This window comes from Desulfobacterales bacterium (assembly GCA_021647905.1).
GTDB lineage: Bacteria > Desulfobacterota > Desulfobulbia > Desulfobulbales > BM004 > JAKITW01.
The window spans coordinates 11324-33704 of the sequence record JAKITW010000005.1 but is presented as its reverse complement, the minus strand read 5'-3'; the positions used below and the strand labels follow the sequence as shown (position 1 = coordinate 33704).

Annotated in this window: 23 protein-coding genes and 4 pseudogenes; 1 reads left to right on the top strand and 26 read right to left on the bottom strand. The window is 60.6% G+C overall.

Annotated features, from left to right (window positions below; translation table 11 throughout):
- Positions 1 to 33 precede the first annotated feature (33 nt).
- Positions 34 to 1026 carry a diguanylate cyclase gene (locus L3J03_01575; protein ID MCF6289683.1) on the top strand — a complete coding sequence of 331 codons (993 nt, stop codon included), beginning with the start codon at positions 34 to 36 and terminating at the stop codon, positions 1024 to 1026.
- A 36-nt stretch (positions 1027 to 1062) separates the two neighbouring features.
- On the opposite strand, the gene L3J03_01570 is transcribed toward L3J03_01575, so the two are convergent.
- The 26 genes and pseudogenes from L3J03_01570 to flhB form a co-directional block, all read right to left on the bottom strand.
- Complete coding sequence (locus L3J03_01570; GenBank protein ID MCF6289682.1) at positions 1063 to 1746, bottom strand: PilZ domain-containing protein; 684 nt, start codon at positions 1744 to 1746, stop codon at positions 1063 to 1065.
- 162 nt (positions 1747 to 1908) lie between these two features.
- Positions 1909 to 2319, bottom strand: a complete 411-nt coding sequence (locus tag L3J03_01565; protein MCF6289681.1) for a hypothetical protein — start codon at positions 2317 to 2319, stop codon at positions 1909 to 1911.
- An 8-nt stretch (positions 2320 to 2327) separates the two neighbouring features.
- Positions 2328 to 2783, bottom strand: coding sequence for a flagellar export chaperone FliS (fliS, locus tag L3J03_01560; protein ID MCF6289680.1), 456 nt, complete (start codon positions 2781 to 2783; stop codon positions 2328 to 2330).
- On the bottom strand, positions 2780 to 4249 hold the full coding sequence (fliD, locus tag L3J03_01555; protein MCF6289679.1) for a flagellar filament capping protein FliD: 1470 nt from the start codon (positions 4247 to 4249) through the stop codon (positions 2780 to 2782). Before fliD ends, fliS begins: the two co-directional genes overlap by 4 nt.
- A 43-nt stretch (positions 4250 to 4292) precedes the next feature.
- On the bottom strand, positions 4293 to 4640 hold the full coding sequence (locus L3J03_01550; protein ID MCF6289678.1) for a flagellar protein FlaG: 348 nt from the start codon (positions 4638 to 4640) through the stop codon (positions 4293 to 4295).
- Positions 4641 to 4805: 165 nt separating this feature from the next.
- Positions 4806 to 5090: pseudogene (locus L3J03_01545) on the bottom strand (flagellin).
- Between the two features lie 339 nt (positions 5091 to 5429).
- Positions 5430 to 5816 (bottom strand): annotated as a pseudogene (locus tag L3J03_01540) (hypothetical protein).
- Between the two features lie 108 nt (positions 5817 to 5924).
- Positions 5925 to 6395, bottom strand: a pseudogene (locus L3J03_01535) (flagellin).
- A 279-nt stretch (positions 6396 to 6674) separates the two neighbouring features.
- Positions 6675 to 7124 carry a flagellar assembly protein FliW gene (locus L3J03_01530; GenBank protein MCF6289677.1) on the bottom strand — a complete coding sequence of 150 codons (450 nt, stop codon included), beginning with the start codon at positions 7122 to 7124 and terminating at the stop codon, positions 6675 to 6677.
- A gap of 86 nt (positions 7125 to 7210) precedes the next feature.
- Positions 7211 to 7363, bottom strand: a pseudogene (locus tag L3J03_01525) (carbon storage regulator).
- A 293-nt stretch (positions 7364 to 7656) separates the two neighbouring features.
- Positions 7657 to 8595 carry a flagellar hook-associated protein FlgL gene (flgL, locus tag L3J03_01520; protein MCF6289676.1) on the bottom strand — a complete coding sequence of 313 codons (939 nt, stop codon included), beginning with the start codon at positions 8593 to 8595 and terminating at the stop codon, positions 7657 to 7659.
- A gap of 3 nt (positions 8596 to 8598) precedes the next feature.
- On the bottom strand, positions 8599 to 9978 hold the full coding sequence (gene flgK, locus L3J03_01515; GenBank protein MCF6289675.1) for a flagellar hook-associated protein FlgK: 1380 nt from the start codon (positions 9976 to 9978) through the stop codon (positions 8599 to 8601).
- A gap of 1 nt (position 9979) precedes the next feature.
- Positions 9980 to 10336 (bottom strand): flagellar protein FlgN, encoded by a 357-nt coding sequence (locus L3J03_01510; protein ID MCF6289674.1) that lies wholly within the window; start codon positions 10334 to 10336, stop codon positions 9980 to 9982.
- A 2-nt stretch (positions 10337 to 10338) separates the two neighbouring features.
- Positions 10339 to 10629: a flagellar biosynthesis anti-sigma factor FlgM gene (locus L3J03_01505; protein ID MCF6289673.1), complete on the bottom strand. Its 291-nt coding sequence runs from the start codon at positions 10627 to 10629 to the stop codon at positions 10339 to 10341.
- A 344-nt stretch (positions 10630 to 10973) separates the two neighbouring features.
- Entirely contained in the window at positions 10974 to 11279 is a 306-nt protein-coding gene (locus tag L3J03_01500; protein MCF6289672.1) for a rod-binding protein, read from the bottom strand.
- A gap of 31 nt (positions 11280 to 11310) precedes the next feature.
- Positions 11311 to 12405: a flagellar basal body P-ring protein FlgI gene (locus tag L3J03_01495; protein MCF6289671.1), complete on the bottom strand. Its 1095-nt coding sequence runs from the start codon at positions 12403 to 12405 to the stop codon at positions 11311 to 11313.
- A gap of 75 nt (positions 12406 to 12480) precedes the next feature.
- Positions 12481 to 13158, bottom strand: coding sequence for a flagellar basal body L-ring protein FlgH (locus tag L3J03_01490; protein MCF6289670.1), 678 nt, complete (start codon positions 13156 to 13158; stop codon positions 12481 to 12483).
- A 1-nt stretch (position 13159) separates the two neighbouring features.
- Entirely contained in the window at positions 13160 to 13912 is a 753-nt protein-coding gene (gene flgA, locus L3J03_01485) for a flagellar basal body P-ring formation chaperone FlgA (protein MCF6289669.1), read from the bottom strand.
- Between the two features lie 10 nt (positions 13913 to 13922).
- Positions 13923 to 14708 (bottom strand): flagellar basal-body rod protein FlgG, encoded by a 786-nt coding sequence (gene flgG / locus L3J03_01480; protein ID MCF6289668.1) that lies wholly within the window; start codon positions 14706 to 14708, stop codon positions 13923 to 13925.
- Positions 14709 to 14774: 66 nt separating this feature from the next.
- Complete coding sequence (locus tag L3J03_01475; GenBank protein MCF6289667.1) at positions 14775 to 15503, bottom strand: flagellar hook basal-body protein; 729 nt, start codon at positions 15501 to 15503, stop codon at positions 14775 to 14777.
- A gap of 249 nt (positions 15504 to 15752) precedes the next feature.
- Entirely contained in the window at positions 15753 to 16199 is a 447-nt protein-coding gene (locus tag L3J03_01470; protein MCF6289666.1) for a hypothetical protein, read from the bottom strand.
- Positions 16200 to 16220: 21 nt separating this feature from the next.
- The gene (locus L3J03_01465) at positions 16221 to 16967 is read right to left on the bottom strand and encodes a FliA/WhiG family RNA polymerase sigma factor (GenBank protein MCF6289665.1); all 747 of its coding nucleotides are present in this window, start codon (positions 16965 to 16967) and stop codon (positions 16221 to 16223) included.
- An 8-nt stretch (positions 16968 to 16975) separates the two neighbouring features.
- Positions 16976 to 17851 (bottom strand): MinD/ParA family protein, encoded by an 876-nt coding sequence (locus L3J03_01460; GenBank protein ID MCF6289664.1) that lies wholly within the window; start codon positions 17849 to 17851, stop codon positions 16976 to 16978.
- A 178-nt stretch (positions 17852 to 18029) separates the two neighbouring features.
- The gene (gene flhF, locus L3J03_01455; protein ID MCF6289663.1) at positions 18030 to 19244 is read right to left on the bottom strand and encodes a flagellar biosynthesis protein FlhF; all 1215 of its coding nucleotides are present in this window, start codon (positions 19242 to 19244) and stop codon (positions 18030 to 18032) included.
- Positions 19234 to 21318, bottom strand: coding sequence for a flagellar biosynthesis protein FlhA (gene flhA, locus L3J03_01450; GenBank protein MCF6289662.1), 2085 nt, complete (start codon positions 21316 to 21318; stop codon positions 19234 to 19236). Before flhA ends, flhF begins: the two co-directional genes overlap by 11 nt.
- A complete protein-coding gene (flhB, locus tag L3J03_01445) occupies positions 21318 to 22379 on the bottom strand; it encodes a flagellar biosynthesis protein FlhB (protein ID MCF6289661.1) in 1062 nt (353 codons plus the stop codon). The genes flhA and flhB overlap by 1 nt, the downstream gene beginning before the upstream one ends.
- Positions 22380 to 22381: the final 2 nt, after the last annotated feature.

Below are 22381 nucleotides of genomic sequence, written 5' to 3'. Positions count from 1 at the left end.
AATACTTCTTTCTAATCTCAAGGTGAGGCGGCCATGTCGACTGCATTGTTTATATCCCACGAATTACCGCGATCCCGGGCCAACGACTGCCGGTGTACCCTGGAAGGCTGGGGCCTGTTCAAGGACCTGCGGGTCTGCTCCGACGAGGCCAGCGCCCTGGATCTGCTGGAGCAATCGCCGGCAGACGCGGTATTTTACGCCTGGTCGGAAAACGATACCGCCGGCCTCTTTACCTTCCTGCGGACAATACAACAACATGATGCCTGGCCGGAACTGCCGGTACTGGTGATGACCGAAAAAAATCAGCTGCTCGCCAGCCTGACCGCCCTTGAGCACGGCGCGGCCGACTGTCTTCCCTGGCAATTACCAGTCGCGGAATGTCAGGCCCGGGTCAAAACCCATCTCAATCTGAGGGAACGGCTGACCAGGTTGCGCAAGGCCAACAAACGCCTGGCCCGGGTGGCATTGACCGATATGCTGACCGGCCTCTACAACCGGGCCTACTTTGACATGGCCCTTGAAAACGAGGTCACCCGCAGCAAACGCACCGGTCAACCCATCTCACTGTTACTGGTTGATCTGGACCACTTCAAGCGGATCATCGACACCTTTGGCCATCAGGTCGGTGACCGGGTCCTGCAGCTGGTGGCCGAGAGCTTTAAGGTGACCTGCCGCCGGCCCGATATCGTCTGCCGGTACAGTGGCGAGGAATTTGTGCTCATTCTTCCGGAAACCGACGCACCGGCGGCCATTGTTCTGGCCGATCGCATTCGCCGGAATCTCCAGGGAGTGACATGCATTGCAGCGGAGAAACAGGTCAAGATCTCCGCAACCATTGGCCTCAGTTGCCCTGACCTGCGGGATCTCGACGCCCAGAGCCTTCTCGAACAGGCCGACACGGCCCTGTATGCCGGGAAACGAAAAGGCCGCAACCGCACGGAAATCTACTCCCGGCCGCGGCCCAAGGGCCTGGCAACGATCTTCCCCGGCCCCGGAATCATGCGGGCGGAAATCGGTTGTTCCTGAGCCCGGGGGGGCTGGCAGAGACTCACGGATCAAGGATCATATCACTCCCGGATCAAGGACCTGGACCTTGAGCCGGATCTGACGCCGCTGCTCTATCAGGCAGAACTTGATGATCTTATCCTGCGCCTCGACCGGGATCTCCACCAGGTCGATGGCCACCTCCCGGCTCCGGTTATCCTTGCCGGAACCGCTCCGCATCACCCGGCCGAGGCAATGGATCAGCTCGGGCGGCTCCCCGGGCAGTTGCATTTCAATGTCCACCTGTTCCCCCTGGTTAAAGGGCTGGATCGTCTGGAAACGCAGGCCGACCGCGCTCAGGTTGACCCTTGTCCGTTTTGCCTCAGCCGGCGCCGCCGCCGCGGCCCGCAACGGACGACACTTCAGGAACACCTCGGCATCAACCCGGAAGAACCGCCGCAGTTGCGGGTAGGAAAAGGCCTCCACAACGATCATCTGCAGGTCCTGCTCGCCGGTGATCTTGTCGATCCGGGAATAGAGATGAAAAACCGTATCGGTCCCGGCACAGTAGCAGAAAACCGTGCCGGTCGGGTCGAATGACAACGGGGTGAAGGACGCATTGGGAAAATGCGCCATGAGCAGGTTCGGGGGTTTGATCAACAACTGGCAGGACAAGCGGGTGGAGCCCTGCCCCTGGCTGGGCAAGCTGGCCTGCGCCGGGCGGGGCGTTGAAAAAAACTCTCTGATTTTACTGCTGATCACTCTACCCCTCCGATACTTCTGAAGCTCGACCGCAGCTACCCGTTCAAGCGCCCCCGCCGGGGTCTCGCCGGCCCGCCTGGCCCTGAACAGGTTACAACTTCAACCGAAAGACAACAACCACGACTCCCGGAACACCCATCAGAATACAATACCGCGATTAAATCAACAGCTTTTACTCAGTTTCCGGCCGCGCTGTTCGGACGGCGCCCGGTAACCGGACAACACCGTCTTGCCGTCCTTGAGTTCAGCAAGATCAGACCCGACCAGGGCGAGATGGGTGCGGGCCCGGTCGAGCAGATCCTGGTTCCGGGCGGCGACCTGCTGCAACAGGTCCTGGTATTCCCGCAGCAGGGGCAGGTGGTGGAAGGAGGAGGAACCGGTTGTGTCAAGGGATTCCCGCAGGGCCAGGTCCGATTCCCTGGCCGCGGCCAGGTGTGCGGTCAGCTCCGCGGCCAGGGCCGGCAGCCGGGCGCCCGCCCCCAGGTTTCCCGCCAGGTCCAGGGCCGCCAATGCCCCAAGCACCGCCTGGTAGCGCGTTATCGCCGCAACCAACAGATCCCCAAGCCCTTTCATAACCCGTCTCACAAAGCTATTGACAGGGATTTGGGACTATCCGCGGCCGCGCCGGCCCGCCCCTCCCTCTTTCCCTTGGCCGCGGCCCCCGCGGCCTGGACCTGCTCAATCGCCTGCCTCCAGGTATCGCGCAGCCCGGTCAACATCTCTCCGACCCGGACGAGCCGCTCCGCATCGTGGTGGACATTGGCCTGCAGCAGTTCCCGGTTCATGAATTCGTAGAGCCGGTCAAGATTGCCGGCGATTTCCCCGCCAGCCCCGTGGTCAAGGGTATTTGCCAACTCACAGATAATGGCCATCGCCTTGCTGATTTTCTCCAGCCTCGTCTTCCTGTTGCCGGCGGCCATTGCTTCCTGGGCCTGGCGGACAAAGCGGATGGCGCCGTCATACAGCATGATCAGAAGCTGTTCCGGCGAGGAGGTGTTTACCTGGGTATTCTGATACTGGCGCGGATAATGGTTCATTTATGTCTGCTCCATAGGTTGCTCATGTATTGCATCTGCTGGGTCAGGTAACTGCTCTGGGCGTTAAACACGCTCATCAACTGTTCCAGGGCCACGTATTGCTTGTTCAGGGTCTCTTCCCGTTTTATAAGACGTAATTCAAGCCTGGCGATATCGTTGTTCATCCGGCTGATATTGTCATCATAGCTTTTTTGCCGGACAGCCAGAAATCCATCCGTACTACTGGTAATACCCTCAAGATATTCCTGAAAACGGCTGCCCACTCCTTCAACCGCCGAAGCGCCCGAGCCGCTGCCGGCCAGCAGGGTCACCACCTCGTCCAGGTTATTGTTGATGGCATTGGTAAGGATGGAGTCATCCAGGGTCAGGGAACCGTCCCGCTGGGTTTCCAGTCCGAGTCCGGAAAGGGTTGGTATGGACAGGTTGCCGTCCACCCGGGTGGTGAGCAACCCCTGCAGGCGGCGTTTGACCATGGCAAGGGTCGAATCGCCGCTGAGGATCCCGGCAGTATCATCGCCATGGGTGGATTGATCGTTGATAAAGGCCATCACACTGTTATATCCCGAGGCAAACTCCTGTATCCTGCTTTTCAATGCTGCCTGGTCCAGGTTGACGGCCAGGTTGGTGATGGTGGCGCCGCCATCAGCAGCGTCAATGGTAAGGGTCACATCGGGGATGGCCTCGGTAAACCTGTTGGTGGTGCCGTAAATGTCAATGTTGTCAACCTCGATGTGGGCCTTCCGGGCCTGTTGGGCCAGGGTAAAGGTGGGGGCAAAATCGCTGTCAGTGCCCACGGTCAGCCCTGAGGCGTCAAAAACGATATAGGTGTTATCGTCGGCCGTCCCCAGAATATTGTCAGCCCCGTCCGGGTCGTCGGGGTCAAGGGCCGTGTAATCCGGAACCGTGTCCGGTACGCTGTCACCGGCCAGGACCAGCCGGTAAGGATTTGTTGCGGTGCCGTCGTTGATGATGGTGGCGGACACCCCGGCGCCGGCATCGTTAATGGCCTGGGCAATACCGGCCAGGGTATTATTCGTGTCGTCGATGGTGATACTGGTAAGGGTAGTGCCGACGGTCAGGTTCAGGGTGCCGGTCTTGTAGGTGGTGGTGTCCTTGTCAGCGAACAGACCGGTATCGCTGACCAGTTTTTCCACCTGGGCGAGCGAGTGGGCCTTGATTTCATAATTGCCTGTTGCCGCGGTGTCGGCAACCGAGGCGCTGATAAAATCCGTTGAACTCAGGGTGGCGCTTCTGGGCTGCAGTCCCGTGGAATCGGCCAGGGTCTTGATATTGCTTAACAGGGAGGTCAGCCTGGTATTGAGGTCGGTAAAGGCGTTAAGACGGCTGTTGAAATAGGCCTTGTCCGCCTCCAGCCGGATGATCGGCCGCCGTTCAACACCCATGATCGATTCGATTATAGCGGTGGTGTCCAGGCCGGTGGCCAGGCCGCCAAAACTGATGCTCATAGGTTCATCCTCCCTGCCGACTTACGAAATTGCCGGCATCGGGTCAGCTTTCGGTTTCAATGATCAGCCCGCGGTAATCCCGCATCCGCTCCGAGGCGGTAATCAATTCCTCCGGCGGGATCTGGCGGATCAGTTCGCCGCTTTCCTTATCAACAACCTTGATGATCAGTTTTTCTATTTCCTTGTTCATCTCAAACCGGATGCTGTAGACCCCGTCCTCGGTAAGGTCCTTGATCTTCGAGAGTATCTCTTCCGGGGCGACCTTGCTCCGGTCCTGTTCCGGCCCGGCAACAGACAATTCAGGTGCCTTGCGTTGCTCGTCGATCTTTTCCGCGGCCGGCTGCTCAACCTTGAGACCGGCACCGGCGAGAGCGATTGCTTCGATCTTCATTGGCTATCCTCACCATAAGTCGATCGCGGCGGTAAAAGTCGTTACGCGCAACAGACACGCATTGATCAACCTTTTCCCGTCACGTCTTTGATTAAATAAGTCATGGCGGGAAGCCGGGAATTATCCCGGCTTCCCTGGTCATGATTTAATTAACCTGCCGGTCCTCTATTGCAGCAGCGACAGGGCAAGCGATGGTGTCTGGTTGGCCTGGGCCAGAATGGCGACCCCGGCCTGCTGCAGGATGTTCGCCTTGGTCATGGCCGCGGTTTCCATGGCAATGTCGGCATCCATGATCCGCGAACGGGCCGCGGTCAGGTTTTCGGCAACATTGGTCAGGTTGGCGATGGTCGACTCGAAACGGTTCTGCACCGCACCGAGGGCGCCGCGTGTGGAGTCGATAGTGCCCAGGGCCGCGTCAATAACGTCAATAGCGCTGTTGGCGCCGGCCGCGGTGGAGATATCCACAGTGGAAATATTGTTGTTGAGGTTAATGGATATCCCGCCGGAACGGCCAAGCAGGGCGCCGCCCACAGTGCCGCCGAAGCTGATGTCCGCGGTTGAGGAAAGGGCTACCGAACCGCCCCAGGTCTGCTGTGCGGTATGCACGCCTGTTTCATCCACACCGCCGCCGCCGGTTGCCAGAAAGGTGTTAAATACGGTTTTTATTTCGTCGGCAACATCGGTTGCTTCGGTATAGTTAAAGGAATCCTTGATGATGATGTCCCGGCCGTCGGCCGCAGTAAGCACCAGGTCGTTGGACCCGTTCTTGCTGGCCACCACCCCGGTATCGGCGGTGTTGTTGTTGATGCTGGTGACGATCGAATCAATGGTGACATCAGCCGTACCATAGGTGAAGGTCTGGGTAAAGACGTCGTCCCCGTTGATGGTCAGGGTGTAAACTGCTGAACCATCGGTGGCACCGTCAATTATATTGTTGTCAAGAAACACCCCGGTTGCCAGGTCGGTGAAGGTCTTGGTGGTGCTGGCCGTGGCCGTCACCCCATCGACGCCGCTCGAATTGATGGCCGCGGCCTTGGCATAGGCGCTGCCGATCGTCTTGCCCGCGGCCGCATCCTCGGCCGTGGTCGCGGCAATATCCGTACCGTTGATGGTAAGATCACCCGCGGTAATGGCAGCGGTATTGACCCCGGTATAGGTGGTGGTTGTCTGGGTCATAAGAGCCGCGGTGCCGGTCTCAGTTGCTGTCGCGGTCTGGCTGACATCGGATGAGCCCGTTGCCAGGGCGCCGAGTTGCGCGCTCCGCGCCCCGGAGATTGACAGCGAGATGGTCTGGTTGGCATTGGCGCCAACGTGGAACGAGGCGGACTGCAGGGTGCCGTCCAGCAGGTTCTTGCCGTTAAAGGTGGTGGTGGTGGCGATCCGGTCGAGTTCGGAAACCAGTTGGGAGACCTCGGACTGCAGGGAGGCGCGGTCCGATGAGGTGTTGGTGTCATTGGCCGACTGCACCGCCAGTTCGCGGAGCCGCTGCAGGATGTTGGTTGATTCACTCAGGGCGCCTTCAGCGGTCTGGGCCAGGGAAATACCGTCGTTGGCGTTCCGGGCCGCCTGATTCAAACCGCGGATCTGGGAGGTCATCCGGTTGGAGATGGCCAGGCCGGCGGCATCGTCCTTGGCGCTGTTGATCCGCAGACCCGAGGAGAGGCGTGCCATTGAGGTGGCAAGTGATTTCTGTGATTTGGCTAGATTGTTCTGGGCGTTTAATGAACCAATGTTGGTGTTGACTATTAACGACATGGTAATCCTCCTTGAAGTTTTTGCGCGGGCATCCTTGCCCTGTAACTAACCTGTTTTATTGCCTTGTCTGCTCTGTTTTGCTTGACTCGCCGGCACTCACCTCCTTTATTTTTTTAGTTTTATCCGTTCCGGGTTGAGGGTTGGGTTTATCTGTTATCGGCAGGCATGGGGGAAAACTTTAATTATTTTTTTCGCAGTCCTTGCCCCTGGCCGGGCCAGCGAAGGTGGCGCCCCCCCGGAAAGTCATCGTTCCCGGACAGGGGCCAGGGCCGGCCGGGTTTATTCCATCTCCGGCAGGGGGGTGCGGACCCCGTAGGGTGAATTATCAAGGATAATCTGCAGGGCTCGGTTGGCGGCCGGCGCATAAAGGATCGGGGCCTGCAGATTCAAGGTGACCTTGCGGTCGGGCTGCACCGTAACCACTGACAGGACATGGCACACATCACCTTCCCGCATGGCGAGCCGGGCCTGCTCGTTTTTATCCGGCGCGATCCGGTAGTCGAGAAAGAAGTTGGTCGGGTCGGTCAGGACAAAGGCCACCTCCGGGTCTTCCACGCTCTGCAGCCAGAACAGGGGTCCGTCCTTTTTGTTAGGCATGACAATGTATTCATGCAGGTCTTTGAACCCCAGCATCCCCATGGGGAAATGGATGGTTTTTTCGGGATCATACTCCACCTCGCCGAACCGGGTATTGATTTTTTTCAATTGCGCCATTTTACTGTTACTCATTTTTTCCGATGAGTTGTTGCGATATTCGGATTCAATACATCCAGATCGGCAATATTCCACTTGGCTGCCTCCACATTTTCCCGGCAGATCCGGTCATAGACCTCCTGCCGGTATATTTTTTTATCCGGCGGCGCATCGATTCCGATTCGAATGCCACCTCCCTTGACCTCGAGTACGGTTACGGTGATAGTTCCGCCGATTACAATGCCTTGCCCTGCCTTTCTGGTTAATACCAGCATATCGCCCTCCCTGGCTTGAAGTCACGTCCGTCTCCCCGGACGCCGCATCTATGACGGTCCGCTACAGCCCTTTATTCGTCACTCGATTGTTCGTCATTCGATTGTTCGTCATTCGATTACCCGTAATTCAGAGGTATATAAATTATCGGCAAAGCCGACAGTCACTGACCTGGCCCTGAGGACCAGGTTTTCTACTTTGAAATAAAGAATAATTCACCCGGCGGGCGGGAGCGATCATGCCTGGAGTTGGCGCCGGTGTTCGCTTACAGTGGTTACCCCGGCCCGCCGGCCGGTTACAGATAATCAAGGATCGACAGTCTGGCGATCCGCCCGGTGACGCCCATGGCCGCCTGCAGCGCCTGTTCCTGCCGGGTCATATCAGTGATCGCCTCGACCAGGTCGACATCCTGATAGCGGGAGAGAATCTCCTGGAGATCGACCTGGATATCCCGCATCTGCTCAATGGACCGGTCCAGCCGGCCAAGGGCTGAGCCGGTCTTGCCCTGATACACCCCGATCTGCTCCTGGGCCGCGTATAGATCGTCCACCAGCGCGGTAACCCCGGCCTGGTCATTGGCCCGCATCGCCTCCTCCAGGGAGGTCAACACGGCAAACACATCGACCCGGCCGCCATCGACCAGCCCGTCGCCATCCTCATCGCCCAGAAAAACGGCATTGCCGGTGAAATTGACCGTCATCTTCTCGTCCGGAGCAATCTCCAGTTCCACTGCCCCGTTATCGCCGTTGTACAGCACCGGCCGGGGATCCAGTACCGGATCGTAGCCCGGGTTGACCGAAAAAGGGGGGGTCCGGTCCTGAAAACCGCCGTAAAAATACCTGCCGTCCATCTGGCCGTTGGCCCGGCCGAGCATTTCCGCCTTGATATCGCGGATCTCGTTGGCCATTGCCGTACGTTCGGACCGGCCGTAACCGCCGTTGCCAGCGGCGATGGTAAGTTCAATGGCCCGGACCAGCAGGTTGTCAACCTGGCCCAGTTCCGTGTCCTGGGACTTCAGACGATCCGCGGCCGCCGCACTGTTCTTGAGAAACAGGTTGGCGCTCTGCAGCTGTCCCCGCGCAATGAGCACCGGCCCGACCCCGGCCGGATTGTCCGAGGCCTTTTGCAGTTTTTTCCCGGTGGCGGCCGCGATCTGGGCCTCCTGCAGGCGCAGGCTGTTCCGGTTCATGGATTGGATCAGGGTGCGATAGGTGCTGGACTCGGTGACTCGCATGCGCTACCTCTTGATACTGAGCAGGGAATCCATCATCTCGTCGACCGTGCTTAAAAACTTGACCGAGGCCTCAAAACTCTTCTGGTAACGGAACAGGTTGATCATCTCCTCTTCCAGGGACACGCCGACCTTGCCGTCGCGCAGGTTGTTCAACTGGGTCAGGGCATCCTGGTTGCCGGCCAGGGCCAGCTCATTGCCGCGGACCTCCATCCCCAGGTTGCTGGCGATCTGGCCGTAGAATTCACTGAAACTCTGGCTGCCGTCAACCAGCGGCGCGGTGCCCAGGTCACTCAGCGCCAGGGCATTGGCATTGTCCCCCGGAGCGGCCGACCGGCCGGCGGCCACCTGGCGATAGTCGTTAAAGGCCAGGGCCAGCGAGGTCGCCGCGCCCGCCTGCTGGGCCGGGGGAACAAAAAAATCACGGGATGACACCCCGTCGAGCCCGGTGCCGAGCTGGTGGACCTGGTTCACCGCATCGGCCAGGCTGTAGGCGAGCTTGTCCAGGTCATCGACCAACCCCGGGATGAGCTGGTCACGCACCGTGAGCAGACCGCCGAACTCGCCGGCCAGGTTGTCCGCTGTCACCGCAATCTGCCGGCTCCCCAGTTGCAGCTGCAACCCCATCACGCTGCCCGCCTGGACCAGGCTCAGCGAGTAGGCATTCTGGTCCTGCACCACCGGCAGCCCGTTGATCAGGAAATAGGAAACCATGCCGTTATCGCCCTCAATGGATGTACCGCCCAGGGCATGGGAGATCTCCTGGAGCAGGACGTCCCGCCGGTCCCGGGCGGCCAGCGCGTTCGAGCCGGCGGACTCAATGTTGGCAACCGTCTGATTGAGGCTCGCCATTTCCTCGAACTTGTCGTTCAATTCGTTGACCCGGGCGGCCAGGGTAAAGTCAAGACTCTTGCGCAGGCCGGTTAACTCGTTGACCGGCCGGGCAAAGGCCTTTGTCAGCCGGATACCGCTCTGCAGCACCGCCTCCCGGGTCAGCCGGCTCCCGGGGTCAGCGCTCAGATCCTGCCAGGAGCCGAAAAAACGGTCGATTTCAGCGGCCAGGCCGTTCTCCGAGATATCAATGATGCGATCGATCTCGGCCAGGGGGGGCGCCTTGGCCGCCTCCTCCCCCAGGCCGGCGTTTTTGGCCTGTATCTGGCGGGTCAGAAAAAGGTCGTGTTGGCGCTCCACCTGGTCGATATAAGCGCCCCTGCCGGTCGAGACCCCCTTGATCATCAAGGTGGGAAAATCATTGAACACCGGGACCTCGCGTGAATACCCGGGGGTGTTCACGTTGGCAATGTTGTTGCCCACCACCTCAAGCGCCTTCTGCCCGGTGAGCAGACTGCTTTTGCCCAGACTCAATGCGCTGCCGATCCCGCCCATCTCACACTCTCCCGGCCAGGACCAGGCCGCTGCCGCTGCTTTCGATCATCCGCCCGCCGGCGCCATAGGCAGCGGGCGGGCTGACCTGGCGAGTGAAAAACGACATGCTGTCGCGGACAAACTTCAGGGACGACCAGAACAGATAGGCGTTGCGCCGGTTTTCCAATTTGATCTTTTCCGCCAGGGCCCGGAGTTCAGGTCCCCGGTCCACGGCCGGCTCCAGCCGGCGCACCAGTTCCTCTTTTTCGCGGGTAACGGCCCGCAGGCCGTCAAGATCAAGGGCCTTGGCGCATTCCCGCTCACGCAGAATCAGGTCATGCAGCTGCTGCAGCTGCTCGGCAAGGGTATGACCGGACATGACTATTTCACCCCGGCAAGGAAATCAATCAGACTGACGGCGACCTTTTCCAGATCGGGCCGGTAGGAGCCGTCGGCAATCTGGGCCTTGAGCAAGGCCAGCTTCTGCACCCGTTCGCTGTCAACCGGGGCCGGGACCTCCCTGGCCCTGCTCACCTCCTGCAGAACCGAGGAAAAATCCACCCGATCAACAGGACCCTTGTCAGCCCTTGGCCGGCAGTCCGCTGTCTTCTGCTGCCCATTAATGCGGTTAATCGGCCCCAATCCACTGCCGAAGTTGATGTTATCCGTCATGGTGATCACCCCAGGCCGACATGGTTGCCTGCTGTCCGTTCATAATAAGAATTCCCCGCAATCCCCGGCCGGCGCGATACCTTGGCCGACCCGGCGGGAAACATGGCCGCTGTTCGATCCGGACCAGGACCGGTCATCGGTCCACTGCTGCCAGTCCTTGCCTGTATCTCTTATCGACTGGCTGAAACAAATATTTAGCAGCTTGGGAAAAAATATTCCGGGTAAACATTCAGTACCCCCCCTGTCCGCTACACCGTTCGCTATAAGAAAACCCCTTTCCCGGTCCAACCTCAAACGTACGGGGTTTACCGAAACCTTACAATTCCGCGATTTCCGGACAGACACTACCTCTGGTCCTGCAAATCCCGGAACAGGGCCCGGCCGATGCCGAGCATATTCCGCGAGGCCGCTGACTTGGCCAGTTCCATGTCCATGAGGTCCTGAAACATCTCCTGGTCATTGCCTTTTTCAAACAGACCGCCCTCAATGGCGGTCGCGCGCATACCCTTGAAAAGCGCTTGCAGGAAGATCGCCTCAAAATCCCGGCAGGCCTTGGCCAGGGCGGGATCATCGCCACTCTTGCGGCGCTCGGCAGGGGTAGCCGGAGCCGCCGGCTGGGGGGGAAATCGGGGATCAATGGACAGATTCATCGGCATCCTTGCATGTGGGTCAGGGTTACGGTTAAAGGACCACCAGTTCCGCATGCAGCGCCCCGGCCGCCTTGATCGCCTGAAAGATGGCGATCAGGTCACGGGGGGTGGCGCCGATGGCGTTCAAGGCCCTGGCCACCTCGCCGATACTGACCCCCCGCTGGAGCACAACCAACTCGCTTTGATCCTCGTTCACCTGGATCGTGGTCTCGGGCACGATTACCGTATCACCCTGGGCCAGCGGGTTGGGCTGGGACACCGAGGCGGACTCATTGATCATCAGGCTGAGATTGCCGTGGGAAACGGCAATGGTTGAAATCCGGACATCCTTACCCATCACGATCGTCCCGGTCCGCTCGTTCAGGACGATCCGGGCCCGGGCGTCCGGCTGCAGTTGCAGTCCTTCAAGATCAGCGATGAACAGCACCTTGTCCCGGTAGCCCTCCGGGATGACGATCCTGACCCCGCCGCCGTCCAGCGGCTCGGCGGTTCCGGCGCCGAACCGGTCGTTGATCACCCTGGTCATCCGCGCCACGGTGCTGAAATCGGCCTGGCGCAGCCGGTAGACCAGTTCACCGTTATCCGGCAGGACCGGCGGCAGCTGCCGTTCGATCAGGGCGCCCCCGGGAATCCGTCCCACGGTGGGATGGTTGGTCTGGACCTTGGCCGCCTTGCCGCCGAAGGACAGGGCCCCGACCATCAGCGGCCCCTGGGCGACCGCATAGATCAGGCCGTCGGCCCCCTTGAGCGGCGTCATCAACAGGGTGCCGCCGACCAGGCTCTTGGCATCACCGACCGAGGAGACCAGGACATCCAGGCCGTTGCCGGTCCTGGCAAAAGGGGGGAGCTGGGCGGTGACCATCACCGCGGCGACATTGGACACCTTGACCGCGTTGCGGTCAATGGTGAGGCCCATCCGTTCCATCATGTTGACCAGCGACTGCACCGTAAACCGGGTGCCGGCGCCGTCACCGCTGCCGTTGAGGCCGACCACCAGCCCGTAGCCAACCAGCTGATTGTCGCGAACCCCGGCGATATCGGCAATGTCCTTGATCCGGGTGGCCAGGCCGGGGCCCGGCCAACAGAGAATCACCAACAGGCAAAGTAGTCCGATTGTTCTGTGCATCTCCCTCACTCGAGGATTATTTTTTGAGCATGACGCCGAGATTGAGCGAAAGGGCCATTTCTGGACGGGCACTATCTAAAAAGGCCAGACCGTATCCAGGGCCCGGACCAACCAGCCCTGCCCCTGTTTATCACTGATAACACCCTTGCCGGTATAGACGATCCGGGCATCGAGAACATACTTGGAATCAACGATGTTGCCGGCAGAGACATCAGCCGGCCGGACCACGCCGGTCAGTTTGATCAACTGGTCTTCGCGGTTGACGGTCACCGTCTTGCTGCCGGCAATTTTCAGGTTGCCGTTGGCCAGCACCGCCACCACCCGGGCGGTCAGGGTTGCCACCAGGTCTTCCTTGCGGGTGGTGGCGCCGGTCCCCTTGAACCCGTTTACATAGCTGGCATTAATCAACTTGCCGGGATCAATCGCGGAATTGATCTTGCCTATCTCCGCTTCCAGGCCAAACAGGTTGGTCAGCCCGGCGGAGGCGCTGCTGTCCCTGCCGGTACTGGTGGTCGCCTCCTTGCTGGCGCTGGCCTTCTCGTAAATGGCCACGGTCAGGATGTCCCCGATGCGCCTGGCCTTGAGGTCGGCAAAAATCCCGGCGCTACCGCTGTTCCACAGGGAACCAGGGGCGGACGCGGGCCGCACCGCCGGCCCGGCGGCCATCTCGACCGGCGGCGGCGCCGGGGGCTGGATCGCCGCACACCCCCCGAGCAGCAACAGGACAACCATTAACAGCCATATTCTCGTCATCTCACATCTCCACCACCACCGTGCCGGGACCGGTCACCCGGCACAGTATTTCTTTGTGCGAGGCGTTGTTGCGCACCCGGATCGTGGCCCCGGTCACCCCGTTTTCCCGGGCCGCCCCCCGGGCGGTCAGGACCATGCCGCCACTGCGCAGGGTCATTGTTACCAGGTCGCCCCGGCGCACCACCGGCGGAGTCTTCAACAGCCCCTTCAGCAGGACCTCGCCGGCCCGCAGGGTCCGGCGCACCTTCTTGCCGACCAGGGACCCGGCGTCCAGGCATGGTTGGCGCAGGCCGCTGAGGTCCCGTTCCACCATACGCACATCTCCCGGGGCAATCACCGCGCCGCGGGGCAAACTTATGGCTGCAACCGCGACCGGGGCAAGCGCTTCCAGATCGGTGCGCAGGGCGAGGTTTTTCTTCACCCGGCCATTGACCCGGAATATCAAGCTGAACCGCCGGCTGCCGATAATCGCCGGCAGGGCCGGCACGATCTCACAGGTCGCCACTCCGGCCGGCAATTCAAAGGGCCTTATTTCTTCGACCGACTTGAAGCGGACCCGGGCCATTGGCAGCATATCGGCCCGGGCCACCAGAAAGGCATCGAGAAGCCCCCTGATCCGGGCCTGATCAACAACTTGCGCGCCACTGCTGTCAACAGCCAATGGAAACTCCAGGGCCCGGGCAGGACCGGCGCCGGCCACAGCCAGCAGCAGGCTCAGGCCGGCGATCAGCAAACTGAAAAAACCGGTTGTCATGGTTGCTCCGTTATACCAGGTTGTTGGTCATCTGCATCATCTCATCAGCCGTCTTGATCGCCTTGGAATTCACCTCATAGGCCCGCTGCCCGGCGATCATGTTGACCATTTCCTCCATGATGCTGACGTTGGAGCCCTCGAGAAAGCCCTGCGACAGCATGCCGAACCCGTTTTCCCCCGGGATGCCGGTGGATGGCGCACCCGTTGCCAGGGTTTCGCTGAACAGGCTGCGGCCGAGGCTCTTCAGCCCCGCCGGGTTGCTGAACCGGGCCAGTTCGATGGTGCCGACCTCGCTGGGGATGTTCTGCCCGTCAAGCATCACCTCGACACTGCCGTTTTCACTGATCGAGACACTGCTGGCATTGCTGGGGATCACGATCTCGGGATAAAGCGGATACCCTTCCGGGGTGGTCAGCCGGCCGGTGCTGTCCTTTTTCAGGGCCCCGGCCCGGGTATAGGCGAGATCGCCGCTCGGCAGGGTGATCTGAAAAAAGCCCTGGCCTTCAATGGCGAGATCCAGTTCACCCTCGGTCTTGCGAATGTCGCCCACGGTAAAGACCTTCTGCACCGACGCCACCCTGGAGCCGAGGCCCACCTGGACCCCGGTCGGTGTTTCACTGCCGGTTCCAGAGGTGGTGCCGGGCAGCTTGGCGGTCTGATACAGGATATCCTGGAAATCGGCCCGGCTTTTTTTAAAGCCCGAACTGTTGACATTGGCCAGGTTGTTGGCGATCACGTCCATGTTGAGCTGCTGGGTTTCCATGCCGGTGGCGGCGGTCCATAATGCCCTGATCATCTGACCTGCTCCTTGTGTTTGTTGCGGTGGCCGTGCAGTAATTCACCAATGGGTGAAAACATCAGTTCAACCGATAACTCCCAGTTCAATAACCTTGCGGTCGAGTTCACGGTAGTTCTTCATCATCTTCTGGCAGGCCTCGAAAATCCGCAGGGACTCCATCATCCGGCCCATCTCCCGCATGATGTTGACATTGGAATCCTCGATGTAGCCCTGAAAGACGCGCGGTCTCTCCAGCATAACAGCATCCTCGGGCCGGGCCGCCCGGAACAACCCGCCGCCCACCCGTTCGAGCATGGCAAGATCCGGGACCGAGTAGACCGGCACCCGCATCTTCTGGCCGCCGGACAGTTGCGCCATCCCCTGTTCGTCGATGGTCACCCCGTTGTCAGGGAACGACAGGGGCCGCCCATTCTCGCCGATCAGCTTCATCCCGTGCTGGGTCAACAGATGGCCGGAAGGATCGCGGCGCAGCATTCCCTGGCGGGTGAAAAATATCTGCCCGTTCCCATCCCGCACCTTGAAGAACCCCTCCCCTTCGATGGCCAGCTGCAGGGGAACGCCGGTCCGGATCAATTCACCCTGGGTAAAATCGGAGAATCCCTCCTTGATCTGCGTATAATCGATGCCCCGCGCCTGCCGCAGGTCCACCGACCGGTCGAGCATCGAGGCGAAAAAAAACCCGCCTTTCTTGAATCCGGGGGTCTTGCCGTTACTCAGGTTATCGCTGATCGTGTCCATCATCCGCAGCCGGGTCGCGGCGCCGGAAACCGCACTGTACATGCCTGAACTCATCTATACTCTCCTCCATATGGGGTCGAAACTCTCTTCGACCGCCGGGGCTGGATTCTTTAGCCCGCCCCGGGCAAAAAATCCTCTTCCCTTGTAACAGTTCACCAAGGGCGACAACCTCGGGGGATACTCAGCCCGTACGAGTTCACCAGTGCCTTGGATTCGTTCGTTTGGGGCTCCGAATCTATCCTTGGCGGATGTGAGGAGGCCCAAACGGGCGAAGATGAGGTGCTGGTGAACTTGTACCTTTCCTTAAGCCGCGGCCCGCCGGCCGACCCGGGATAGTTTCAGCAACTGTTCTGTTTCGCTGTCAGAGAACCGCAGCACGGCGCTGATATCCTGGGCCGCCAGCCCTTGCCGGGCCATTGCCGCCATCAGCCGATACCGCTCGACCACCCCGGTGGTGCGCACCGGCCCCTGCCGCAGGCGTAATCGCAGCCCGGCCTGCCCAAGCGGCCCGGCAAACGCACCTTCCCGCCGGGACCGGTCTGCCGGACCCGCCACGGTGGCCGGCGCCAGGCCGGCGGCCAGCTGCCGCTCCAGGCGCAACAGTTGCTGCTGATACTCGACCCGGGCCGCCTCTGCCTCCTGTTGCCGGCAACGGGCCTTGCGCAGCCGGCCATCGAGCCAGAAACTGAGTACGGCCAGTGTGCCGGCGCTGAACAGCACCAGCAGAAAAATCATGTCCCTTGCCATCATCCCACCATTATTCCGTCCGGATCAATCGCGTTGCCGACGCATCTTTGCCCGTAGTTTGATCAATGCCTGGCTGTGGAGCTGTGAAATACGTCCCTCGGTCAGATCAAGGAGCCGGGCAATCTCCTTCTGACTCAACTCTTCATAGTAATAGAGGCTAACGACCAGCTGCTCCTTTTCGGAGAGGCCCCGCAGATGGCGGGCGATCTCCCGGGCCAGGGCCTTGCCCTCGGCCTGTTCATGGGGACCGGGGATGCTCTTGTCCTCGATCATCTCCTGCAGCTCGACCCCTGCCGTCCCCTCGCGGCCAAAGGTCTTGTTAAGACTGACCATCCCGAGATGACTGACCTCCTGCAACTGCCGGCGATACTGTTCGAGACTGCAACCAAGGGCCGCGGCGATCTCCACTTCTTCCGGGGTCCGTCCCAGCCTCCCTTCGAGACGGGCCACAGCATCCTCGATCCGGGACTGTTTCGCCCGCAGGGTGCGGGAAAAGGCATCCATTTTCCGGGCCTCGTCGATGATCGACCCACGGATCCGCTGCTCGGCAAAGGTCTTGAACTGCACCCCCTTGGCCGGGTCGAAACGCTGGGCCGCGTCAACCAGGCCGAGGACCGCGGCGCTGGCAATATCGTCCCGGGTCATATAGTGGGGGACCTGGGCAACCATCCGGCTGGTCAGAAAATCCACCAGGGGCAGATGCGACCTGATCAGCCGGTCACGGTCCAGGACCGGCGCCGGGCTCTGATAGCAGGCAAAGGCTTGGTTCATGTCATCCCCTATTCAAACTCCATCAGGCGTTTCCAGAAGAGTTGCGTTGTGCCCTTGGGACAACCGTTCCGCAACAGGGAATCGAGCTGCCGGGCTATCTCTTCAAAGTTCCGGCTGGCCCGGGTCCCCGGGAAAAGATCGGCAATCACCCGCTGCCTGGAGATCGTCTCCCGCATCCGTCTCTCATATGGTATCCAACCGAGAAAATCGATGGAGATATCGAGGTAGCGTCCGGACACCATGGTCAGTTTCTTATAGATTTCAAGGGCCTCGTCCTGATCCTTGACCTGGTTGGCAATCAGGTTGAAACGTTTCTCGTGATACTGTTTGGAAAGTACCTTCATCAACGCATAGGCATCGGTAATCGCGGTCGGATCCGAGGTGGTGACGACCAGGATCTCCTGCGCCGCCACATTGAAATAGGTCACGTTTTCAGAAATCCCGGCCTCGGTATCGATGAGCATCAGGTCGAAAAGGCCGTGAAACACATCCATGCTTTCCAGGAAGCGCTGTTTCTGCGGGGCGCTCAGGTGGGTGAAGGACTGGACCCCGGAACCGGCCGCCAGGATCTTGATCCCGAAAGGACCCTCGATCACAATCTCTTCAAGGGTCTTTTCCCCGGAAAAAAAGTGGTTCAGGTTAAAGCGCGGGTTCAAGCCGAACACCACATCGATGTTGGCAAGGCCCAGGTCCGCATCAATGATCATCACCCGCCGCCCCTGCCTGGCCTGAACCAGGGCGATATTGGCCACCACCGCCGTCTTGCCGACCCCGCCCTTGCCGCTGGTGACCGAGATAACCGAGGCAAGCTTGGAGTCGGCCCGGGGCTGAAGCTCCGGCTTGCAGTCGCCGGCAAGGGTGCGCAGGGTGGTTGCCTGATCCATGGGGTTGTTTACCTGTTCCATGATGTTTATATCAAAGTCGTTCCGGACGAAGCTCGCTGTCCGGGGAGATTTTCATTGTTGGTTGTGGCCGCGGCCATAAAGTTTGCTCCGGCCATGCTGGTTGGATAAAGGCCGCCCCGGCCGGACCCGGCCCTGTCCAGGGGTAATATCGACCGGCTCATTTACCTGCCTGGGCCCCGAGGATAAGTTGCCCCACCCGGGCCGGTTCAGCCAGCAGCAGATCTTCGGGAACCCGCTGGCCGTCGGTCAGGTAAGACAACGGCGTATCGTGCCGGAGATGAATGTTGAGCAGCGGCCCCAGCGTGTCACACTCGTCCAGCTTGGTCAGAATCATGCTCTTGAGCGGCACCCCGGTGAAACATTGGACCGCGGTATGGTTTTCCCGCTCCCGGGTGGTGACCGACAGAACCAGGTGGTTCTCGATCCCGCTCTCCGGGCCGATCAAGGCGTGTAACGCCTCGATTCCTTCCCGGTCACGCGGACTGCGGCCAGCAGTATCGATCAGCACCAGTTCCTTGTCCTGGTGGCGCTGCATGACCCGCTTGAACTCCTGGGCGCTGCCGGCAACGTCCACCGGGATATTCATGATCTCGCCATAGACCTTGAGTTGCTCGGCCGCGGCAATCCGGTAGATGTCAATGGTCACCAGGGCCAGGCTGCGACCCTGGTTGAGCAGGTAGTCGGCGGCCAGTTTGGCCACCGTGGTTGTCTTTCCCACCCCGGTCGGTCCAAGCAGGGCGATCCGCCGGGGTTTTCCGCTCATCGGCCCGTAAAACGGCCCGCTGCAACGGATCGAACCGGCGATCGCCTGGGAAAGAAACTCACCCGGGCTTACCTTGCTCCGGTCAAGGGGCTGCTGCCGGACCGCCCGCCGGACGATCTGTTCCGCGGTTGCCGGCTCCACCCCGCGGGAACTCAGTTCGACGATCATCCCCATCAGCGGCGATTCGGCTGCCGGACCGGCGGACTGCCCGGCCGGGGCAAGGGCGGCATGGCTCTTCATCAGGTCCTTCAGCTCAAGGATCTCCGTACGCAGCGCCTCGACATCCAGGTTGGCCAGATGGCCCTTAAGTTCCAGGACCTCTTCCTCCAGGGGGTCAATAACCTTGCGCCGGCGCCAGATCCTGTCGTAGGTCAACTCTGGATCACCCTGGTCATCACCCGCGGCCGGGGTGCCGGCAACCGGCGGTTCTGACCCGAAATCCGCTGAATCGATCGCCGCGGTCACCTCAAGGGTCGATCTGCCGAGCAGGCCTAGCCCGCCCTTGCGCACGGTCCTGGTGGACAGGATCAAGGCGTCCGGGCCCAGGCTCTCCCTGACCATCTTAAGGGCCGTGCCCATGTCGTTGGCCTCAAAGACCTTAACCTTCATGGATGCTCACCGTGGCCACGGATTTGACCTTGAGATGCGCGGCAATCTCATTGTGAGACAAAACCGCCAGATTGGGCAGATAACGTTCGGTCAACTTTTTGACATGCCGCCGGATTGTTGACGGGCAGAGCAGGACCTGTTGCTGTCCGCCGCTCCAGGACTCGCCGGTCTTGCTCAGGGCGGCCAGAATCGCCCGGGCCCGGTCCGGGTCCAGGGCCAGATACCCCCCCTGCCCCGGATTCTGCACCGCTTCCTGCAGCGTCTCTTCGATCCTGCGGTCAAAGGTCAGTACCGGCAGCGTGGCCCCGTCCTCGCTGATGCGGCTGCAGATCGAGCGGCCCAGCGCCTGGCGGACATCCTCGGTCAGCACGTCGGGATCCTGGCTCTGGCCGGCATGATCGGCCAGGGTCTCAAGGATCGAGCGCATGTCCCGGATCGAGACCTGTTCGCGCAGCAGGTTTTGCAGTACTTTCATAACATTACCGAGTGACAGCAGTTGGGGAACCAGCTCTTCAACCAGTTTCGGATAACTCTTGGCAAGGTTATCAAGCAAGTTCTGTGCCTCCTGCCGGCCCAGCAACTCGTGACAGTGCCGCTTTATCGTCTCGCTGATGTGGGTGGCCATCACCGTGTTGCAGTCAACCACCGTGTAGCCGGAGATCTGGGCCCGCTCCTTGCGGTCAACGGGAACCCACAGGGCCGGGAGCCCGAAGGCCGGTTCAGTGGTCGGCGTGCCCTTGACCGGCTCGGTGGCCGTACCCGGATCCATTGCCAGAAAATGGCCGGGCAGAATTTCTCCCTGGGCAACCCGGGTCCCCTTGAGCAAGATCCCGTACTCATTGGGTTTGAGCTGCAGGTTGTCCCGGATATGGATCGGTGGAATGATTATTCCCATCTCCAGGGCGAACTGTTTGCGAATGGAGTGAATCCTCTGCAGCAACTCCCCGTCCTGCTGGGCGTCGACCAGGGGAATCAGGCCGTAGCCGACCTCCAGTTCCAGCAGATCGACACCCAGCATCTGCTGATAGTCGATCTGTTCCGGCCGGACCTGCTCGGATGCCACGGCCTGCTCTTCCGCCGCGGCCCGGCGGAAATTCTTCTGCAACTGGTAGGCCCCGGCCCCGAGCAGTGCGGCAAGAATCAGAAAGGCGATTTTAGGCATCCCGGGAATCAGGACAAAGGCGAGCAGGATCCCCGCCACCACCCAGATCGCCCGGGGATGGGGGGTGAACTGCCCCTTGAGTTCAGAGCCGAAATCACCGGACCCGGCGCTGCGGGTGACCAGGATCCCGGCCGCGGTTGAAATAACCAGGGCCGGAATCTGGCCGACCAACCCGTCACCCACCGTAAGAATGGTATAGTTCTGGGCCGCCTGGATCATCGGCATCCCCTTCTGCAGGACCCCGATGATGAACCCGGCGCCGATGTTGATCAGGGTGATAATGATCCCGGCAATGGCGTCGCCGCGCACGAACTTGCTGGCGCCGTCCATGGCGCCGTAGAAATCCGCCTCCCGGGCGATCTCCTCCCTGCGGGCCCGGGCCCCGTCGTCGCTGATCAGGCCGGCGTTGAGATCAGCGTCAATGGCCATCTGCTTGCCAGGCATGGCGTCCAGGGTAAAACGCGCGGCAACCTCGGCAACCCGGCCGGCACCCTTGGTAATGACCATGAAGTTGATCACCACCAGGATGAGAAAGACCACGATCCCGACCACATAATTGCCACCGACCACGAACTGACCAAAGGACTGGATAATGGAGCCGGCCGCCCCTGGACCCTCGTTGCCGTAGAGGAGGATCAGCCGGGTCGAGGCCACGTTGAGAGATAAACGGAACAGGGTGGTCACCAGCAACAGCGAGGGAAAAACAGAAAAATCAAGGGCCCGGGACGTGTAAAGGCTGATAACCAGGATCAGCAGGCTGACGGTGATGTTGGTTGCCAGAAACATGTCGAGCAACACCGAGGGCAACGGGATGATCATCACCATCAGGATGGCGACCACTGCCAGGGAAATGATCGCGTCGCTGCGAAAAACAAGTCGCGACCAGCGGGATTCCAGAACATCGGCTATCATTACATCACCCTCTTCAGGTTATAGACATAGGCCAGGATCTCGGCCACTGCCAGAAACAGCTCTTCCGGGACCGCACCGCCCAGTTCCACCTGGAAGAGCGCCCGGGCCACCGGAACGTTCTCCACCAGCGGTACGCCATTGTTGCCGGCGATTTCCCTGATCCGCGCCGCCACCAGGTCACCGCCCTTGGCAACGACCTGCGGCGCCTCCATCCTGTCCCGCTGATAAACAATGGCCACTGCCAGCTGGGTCGGGTTGGTAATCACCACGTCCGCGGTGGGCACCTCGGCCATCATCCGCCGGCGGGCCATCTGGGCCTGCAGGGAACGGATCCGGGCCTTGAGGAACGGATCGCCCTCGGTCTCCTTGAACTCCTCTTTCTGCTCCTGCTTGGTCATCTTCATTTTCTGTTCCATTTCCCAGCGGACAAACAGAAAATCGACCCCGGCGAGCAGAATCAGCACCCCGCAACTCTTGAGCAGCACCAGACCCGATACCCGGCCGAGAAAACGCAGGGTATCGACCACCTCCATATTTATCAGCATGGCGGCCGACGCCAGTTCAGGCCGCACGGTCCGGTAGGCCACCCAGCCCACCAGCAGGATCTTGGCCAGCGACTTGAGCAGTTCCACCAGCGAGCGGATCGAGACAAAACGCTTCAGCCCCTGGACCGGATCGAGCTTGCTGAAATCAGGGGCCATGGGCTTGGTGGTGAACAGCCAGCCGATCTGCAGAAAGCTTGACAGAAAACCGACCACCAGCACCAGCAGCAGCAGCGGCCAGAGCAACAGGGCGAGCCGGCCGAGCAGAAAAGCGAGCAGGTCGCCGGCCGAGAGCGGGCTCAGCGCAAAACCGCCGGCAATGCCGAAGAGATGCGCCAACAGCTGGTTCAGGGACTGCCAGAAAGTTGACCCGTAGGCGTACCAGATCAGGACGGCGCCGGTCATCAGGGCCGCGGTCTGCACCTCGCGGCTCTGGGCCACCTGCCCCTTTTTACGAAAATCATCCCGCCGCTTGGCAGTCGCCTGTTCTGTCCTTTCCTGTCCCGGATCTTCCGCCATTG

Excerpts from the sequence above, each read along its gene's own strand:
- L3J03_01465 (MCF6289665.1), bottom strand. The coding sequence starts at position 16,967 with ATGAACCAAGCCTTTGCCTGCTATCAGAGCCCGGCGCCGGTCCTGGAC.
- flgK (MCF6289675.1), bottom strand. The coding sequence starts at position 9,978 with ATGGGCGGGATCGGCAGCGCATTGAGTCTGGGCAAAAGCAGTCTGCTC.
- L3J03_01500 (MCF6289672.1), bottom strand. The coding sequence starts at position 11,279 with ATGAATCTGTCCATTGATCCCCGATTTCCCCCCCAGCCGGCGGCTCCG.
- L3J03_01490 (MCF6289670.1), bottom strand. The coding sequence starts at position 13,158 with ATGACGAGAATATGGCTGTTAATGGTTGTCCTGTTGCTGCTCGGGGGG.
- L3J03_01565 (MCF6289681.1), bottom strand. The coding sequence starts at position 2,319 with ATGAAAGGGCTTGGGGATCTGTTGGTTGCGGCGATAACGCGCTACCAG.
- L3J03_01575 (MCF6289683.1), top strand. The coding sequence starts at position 34 with ATGTCGACTGCATTGTTTATATCCCACGAATTACCGCGATCCCGGGCC.
- flhF (MCF6289663.1), bottom strand. The coding sequence starts at position 19,244 with ATGAAGGTTAAGGTCTTTGAGGCCAACGACATGGGCACGGCCCTTAAG.
- L3J03_01505 (MCF6289673.1), bottom strand. The coding sequence starts at position 10,629 with ATGACGGATAACATCAACTTCGGCAGTGGATTGGGGCCGATTAACCGC.
- flhB (MCF6289661.1), bottom strand. The coding sequence starts at position 22,379 with ATGGCGGAAGATCCGGGACAGGAAAGGACAGAACAGGCGACTGCCAAG.
- flgL (MCF6289676.1), bottom strand. The coding sequence starts at position 8,595 with ATGCGAGTCACCGAGTCCAGCACCTATCGCACCCTGATCCAATCCATG.
- fliD (MCF6289679.1), bottom strand. The coding sequence starts at position 4,249 with ATGAGCATCAGTTTTGGCGGCCTGGCCACCGGCCTGGACACCACCGCT.
- flgG (MCF6289668.1), bottom strand. The coding sequence starts at position 14,708 with ATGATCAGGGCATTATGGACCGCCGCCACCGGCATGGAAACCCAGCAG.
- L3J03_01495 (MCF6289671.1), bottom strand. The coding sequence starts at position 12,405 with ATGCACAGAACAATCGGACTACTTTGCCTGTTGGTGATTCTCTGTTGG.
- flhA (MCF6289662.1), bottom strand. The coding sequence starts at position 21,318 with ATGATAGCCGATGTTCTGGAATCCCGCTGGTCGCGACTTGTTTTTCGC.
- fliS (MCF6289680.1), bottom strand. The coding sequence starts at position 2,783 with ATGAACCATTATCCGCGCCAGTATCAGAATACCCAGGTAAACACCTCC.
- L3J03_01470 (MCF6289666.1), bottom strand. The coding sequence starts at position 16,199 with ATGATGGCAAGGGACATGATTTTTCTGCTGGTGCTGTTCAGCGCCGGC.
- L3J03_01510 (MCF6289674.1), bottom strand. The coding sequence starts at position 10,336 with ATGTCCGGTCATACCCTTGCCGAGCAGCTGCAGCAGCTGCATGACCTG.
- L3J03_01475 (MCF6289667.1), bottom strand. The coding sequence starts at position 15,503 with ATGAGTTCAGGCATGTACAGTGCGGTTTCCGGCGCCGCGACCCGGCTG.
- L3J03_01550 (MCF6289678.1), bottom strand. The coding sequence starts at position 4,640 with ATGAAGATCGAAGCAATCGCTCTCGCCGGTGCCGGTCTCAAGGTTGAG.
- L3J03_01530 (MCF6289677.1), bottom strand. The coding sequence starts at position 7,124 with ATGAGTAACAGTAAAATGGCGCAATTGAAAAAAATCAATACCCGGTTC.
- L3J03_01460 (MCF6289664.1), bottom strand. The coding sequence starts at position 17,851 with ATGGATCAGGCAACCACCCTGCGCACCCTTGCCGGCGACTGCAAGCCG.
- flgA (MCF6289669.1), bottom strand. The coding sequence starts at position 13,912 with ATGACAACCGGTTTTTTCAGTTTGCTGATCGCCGGCCTGAGCCTGCTG.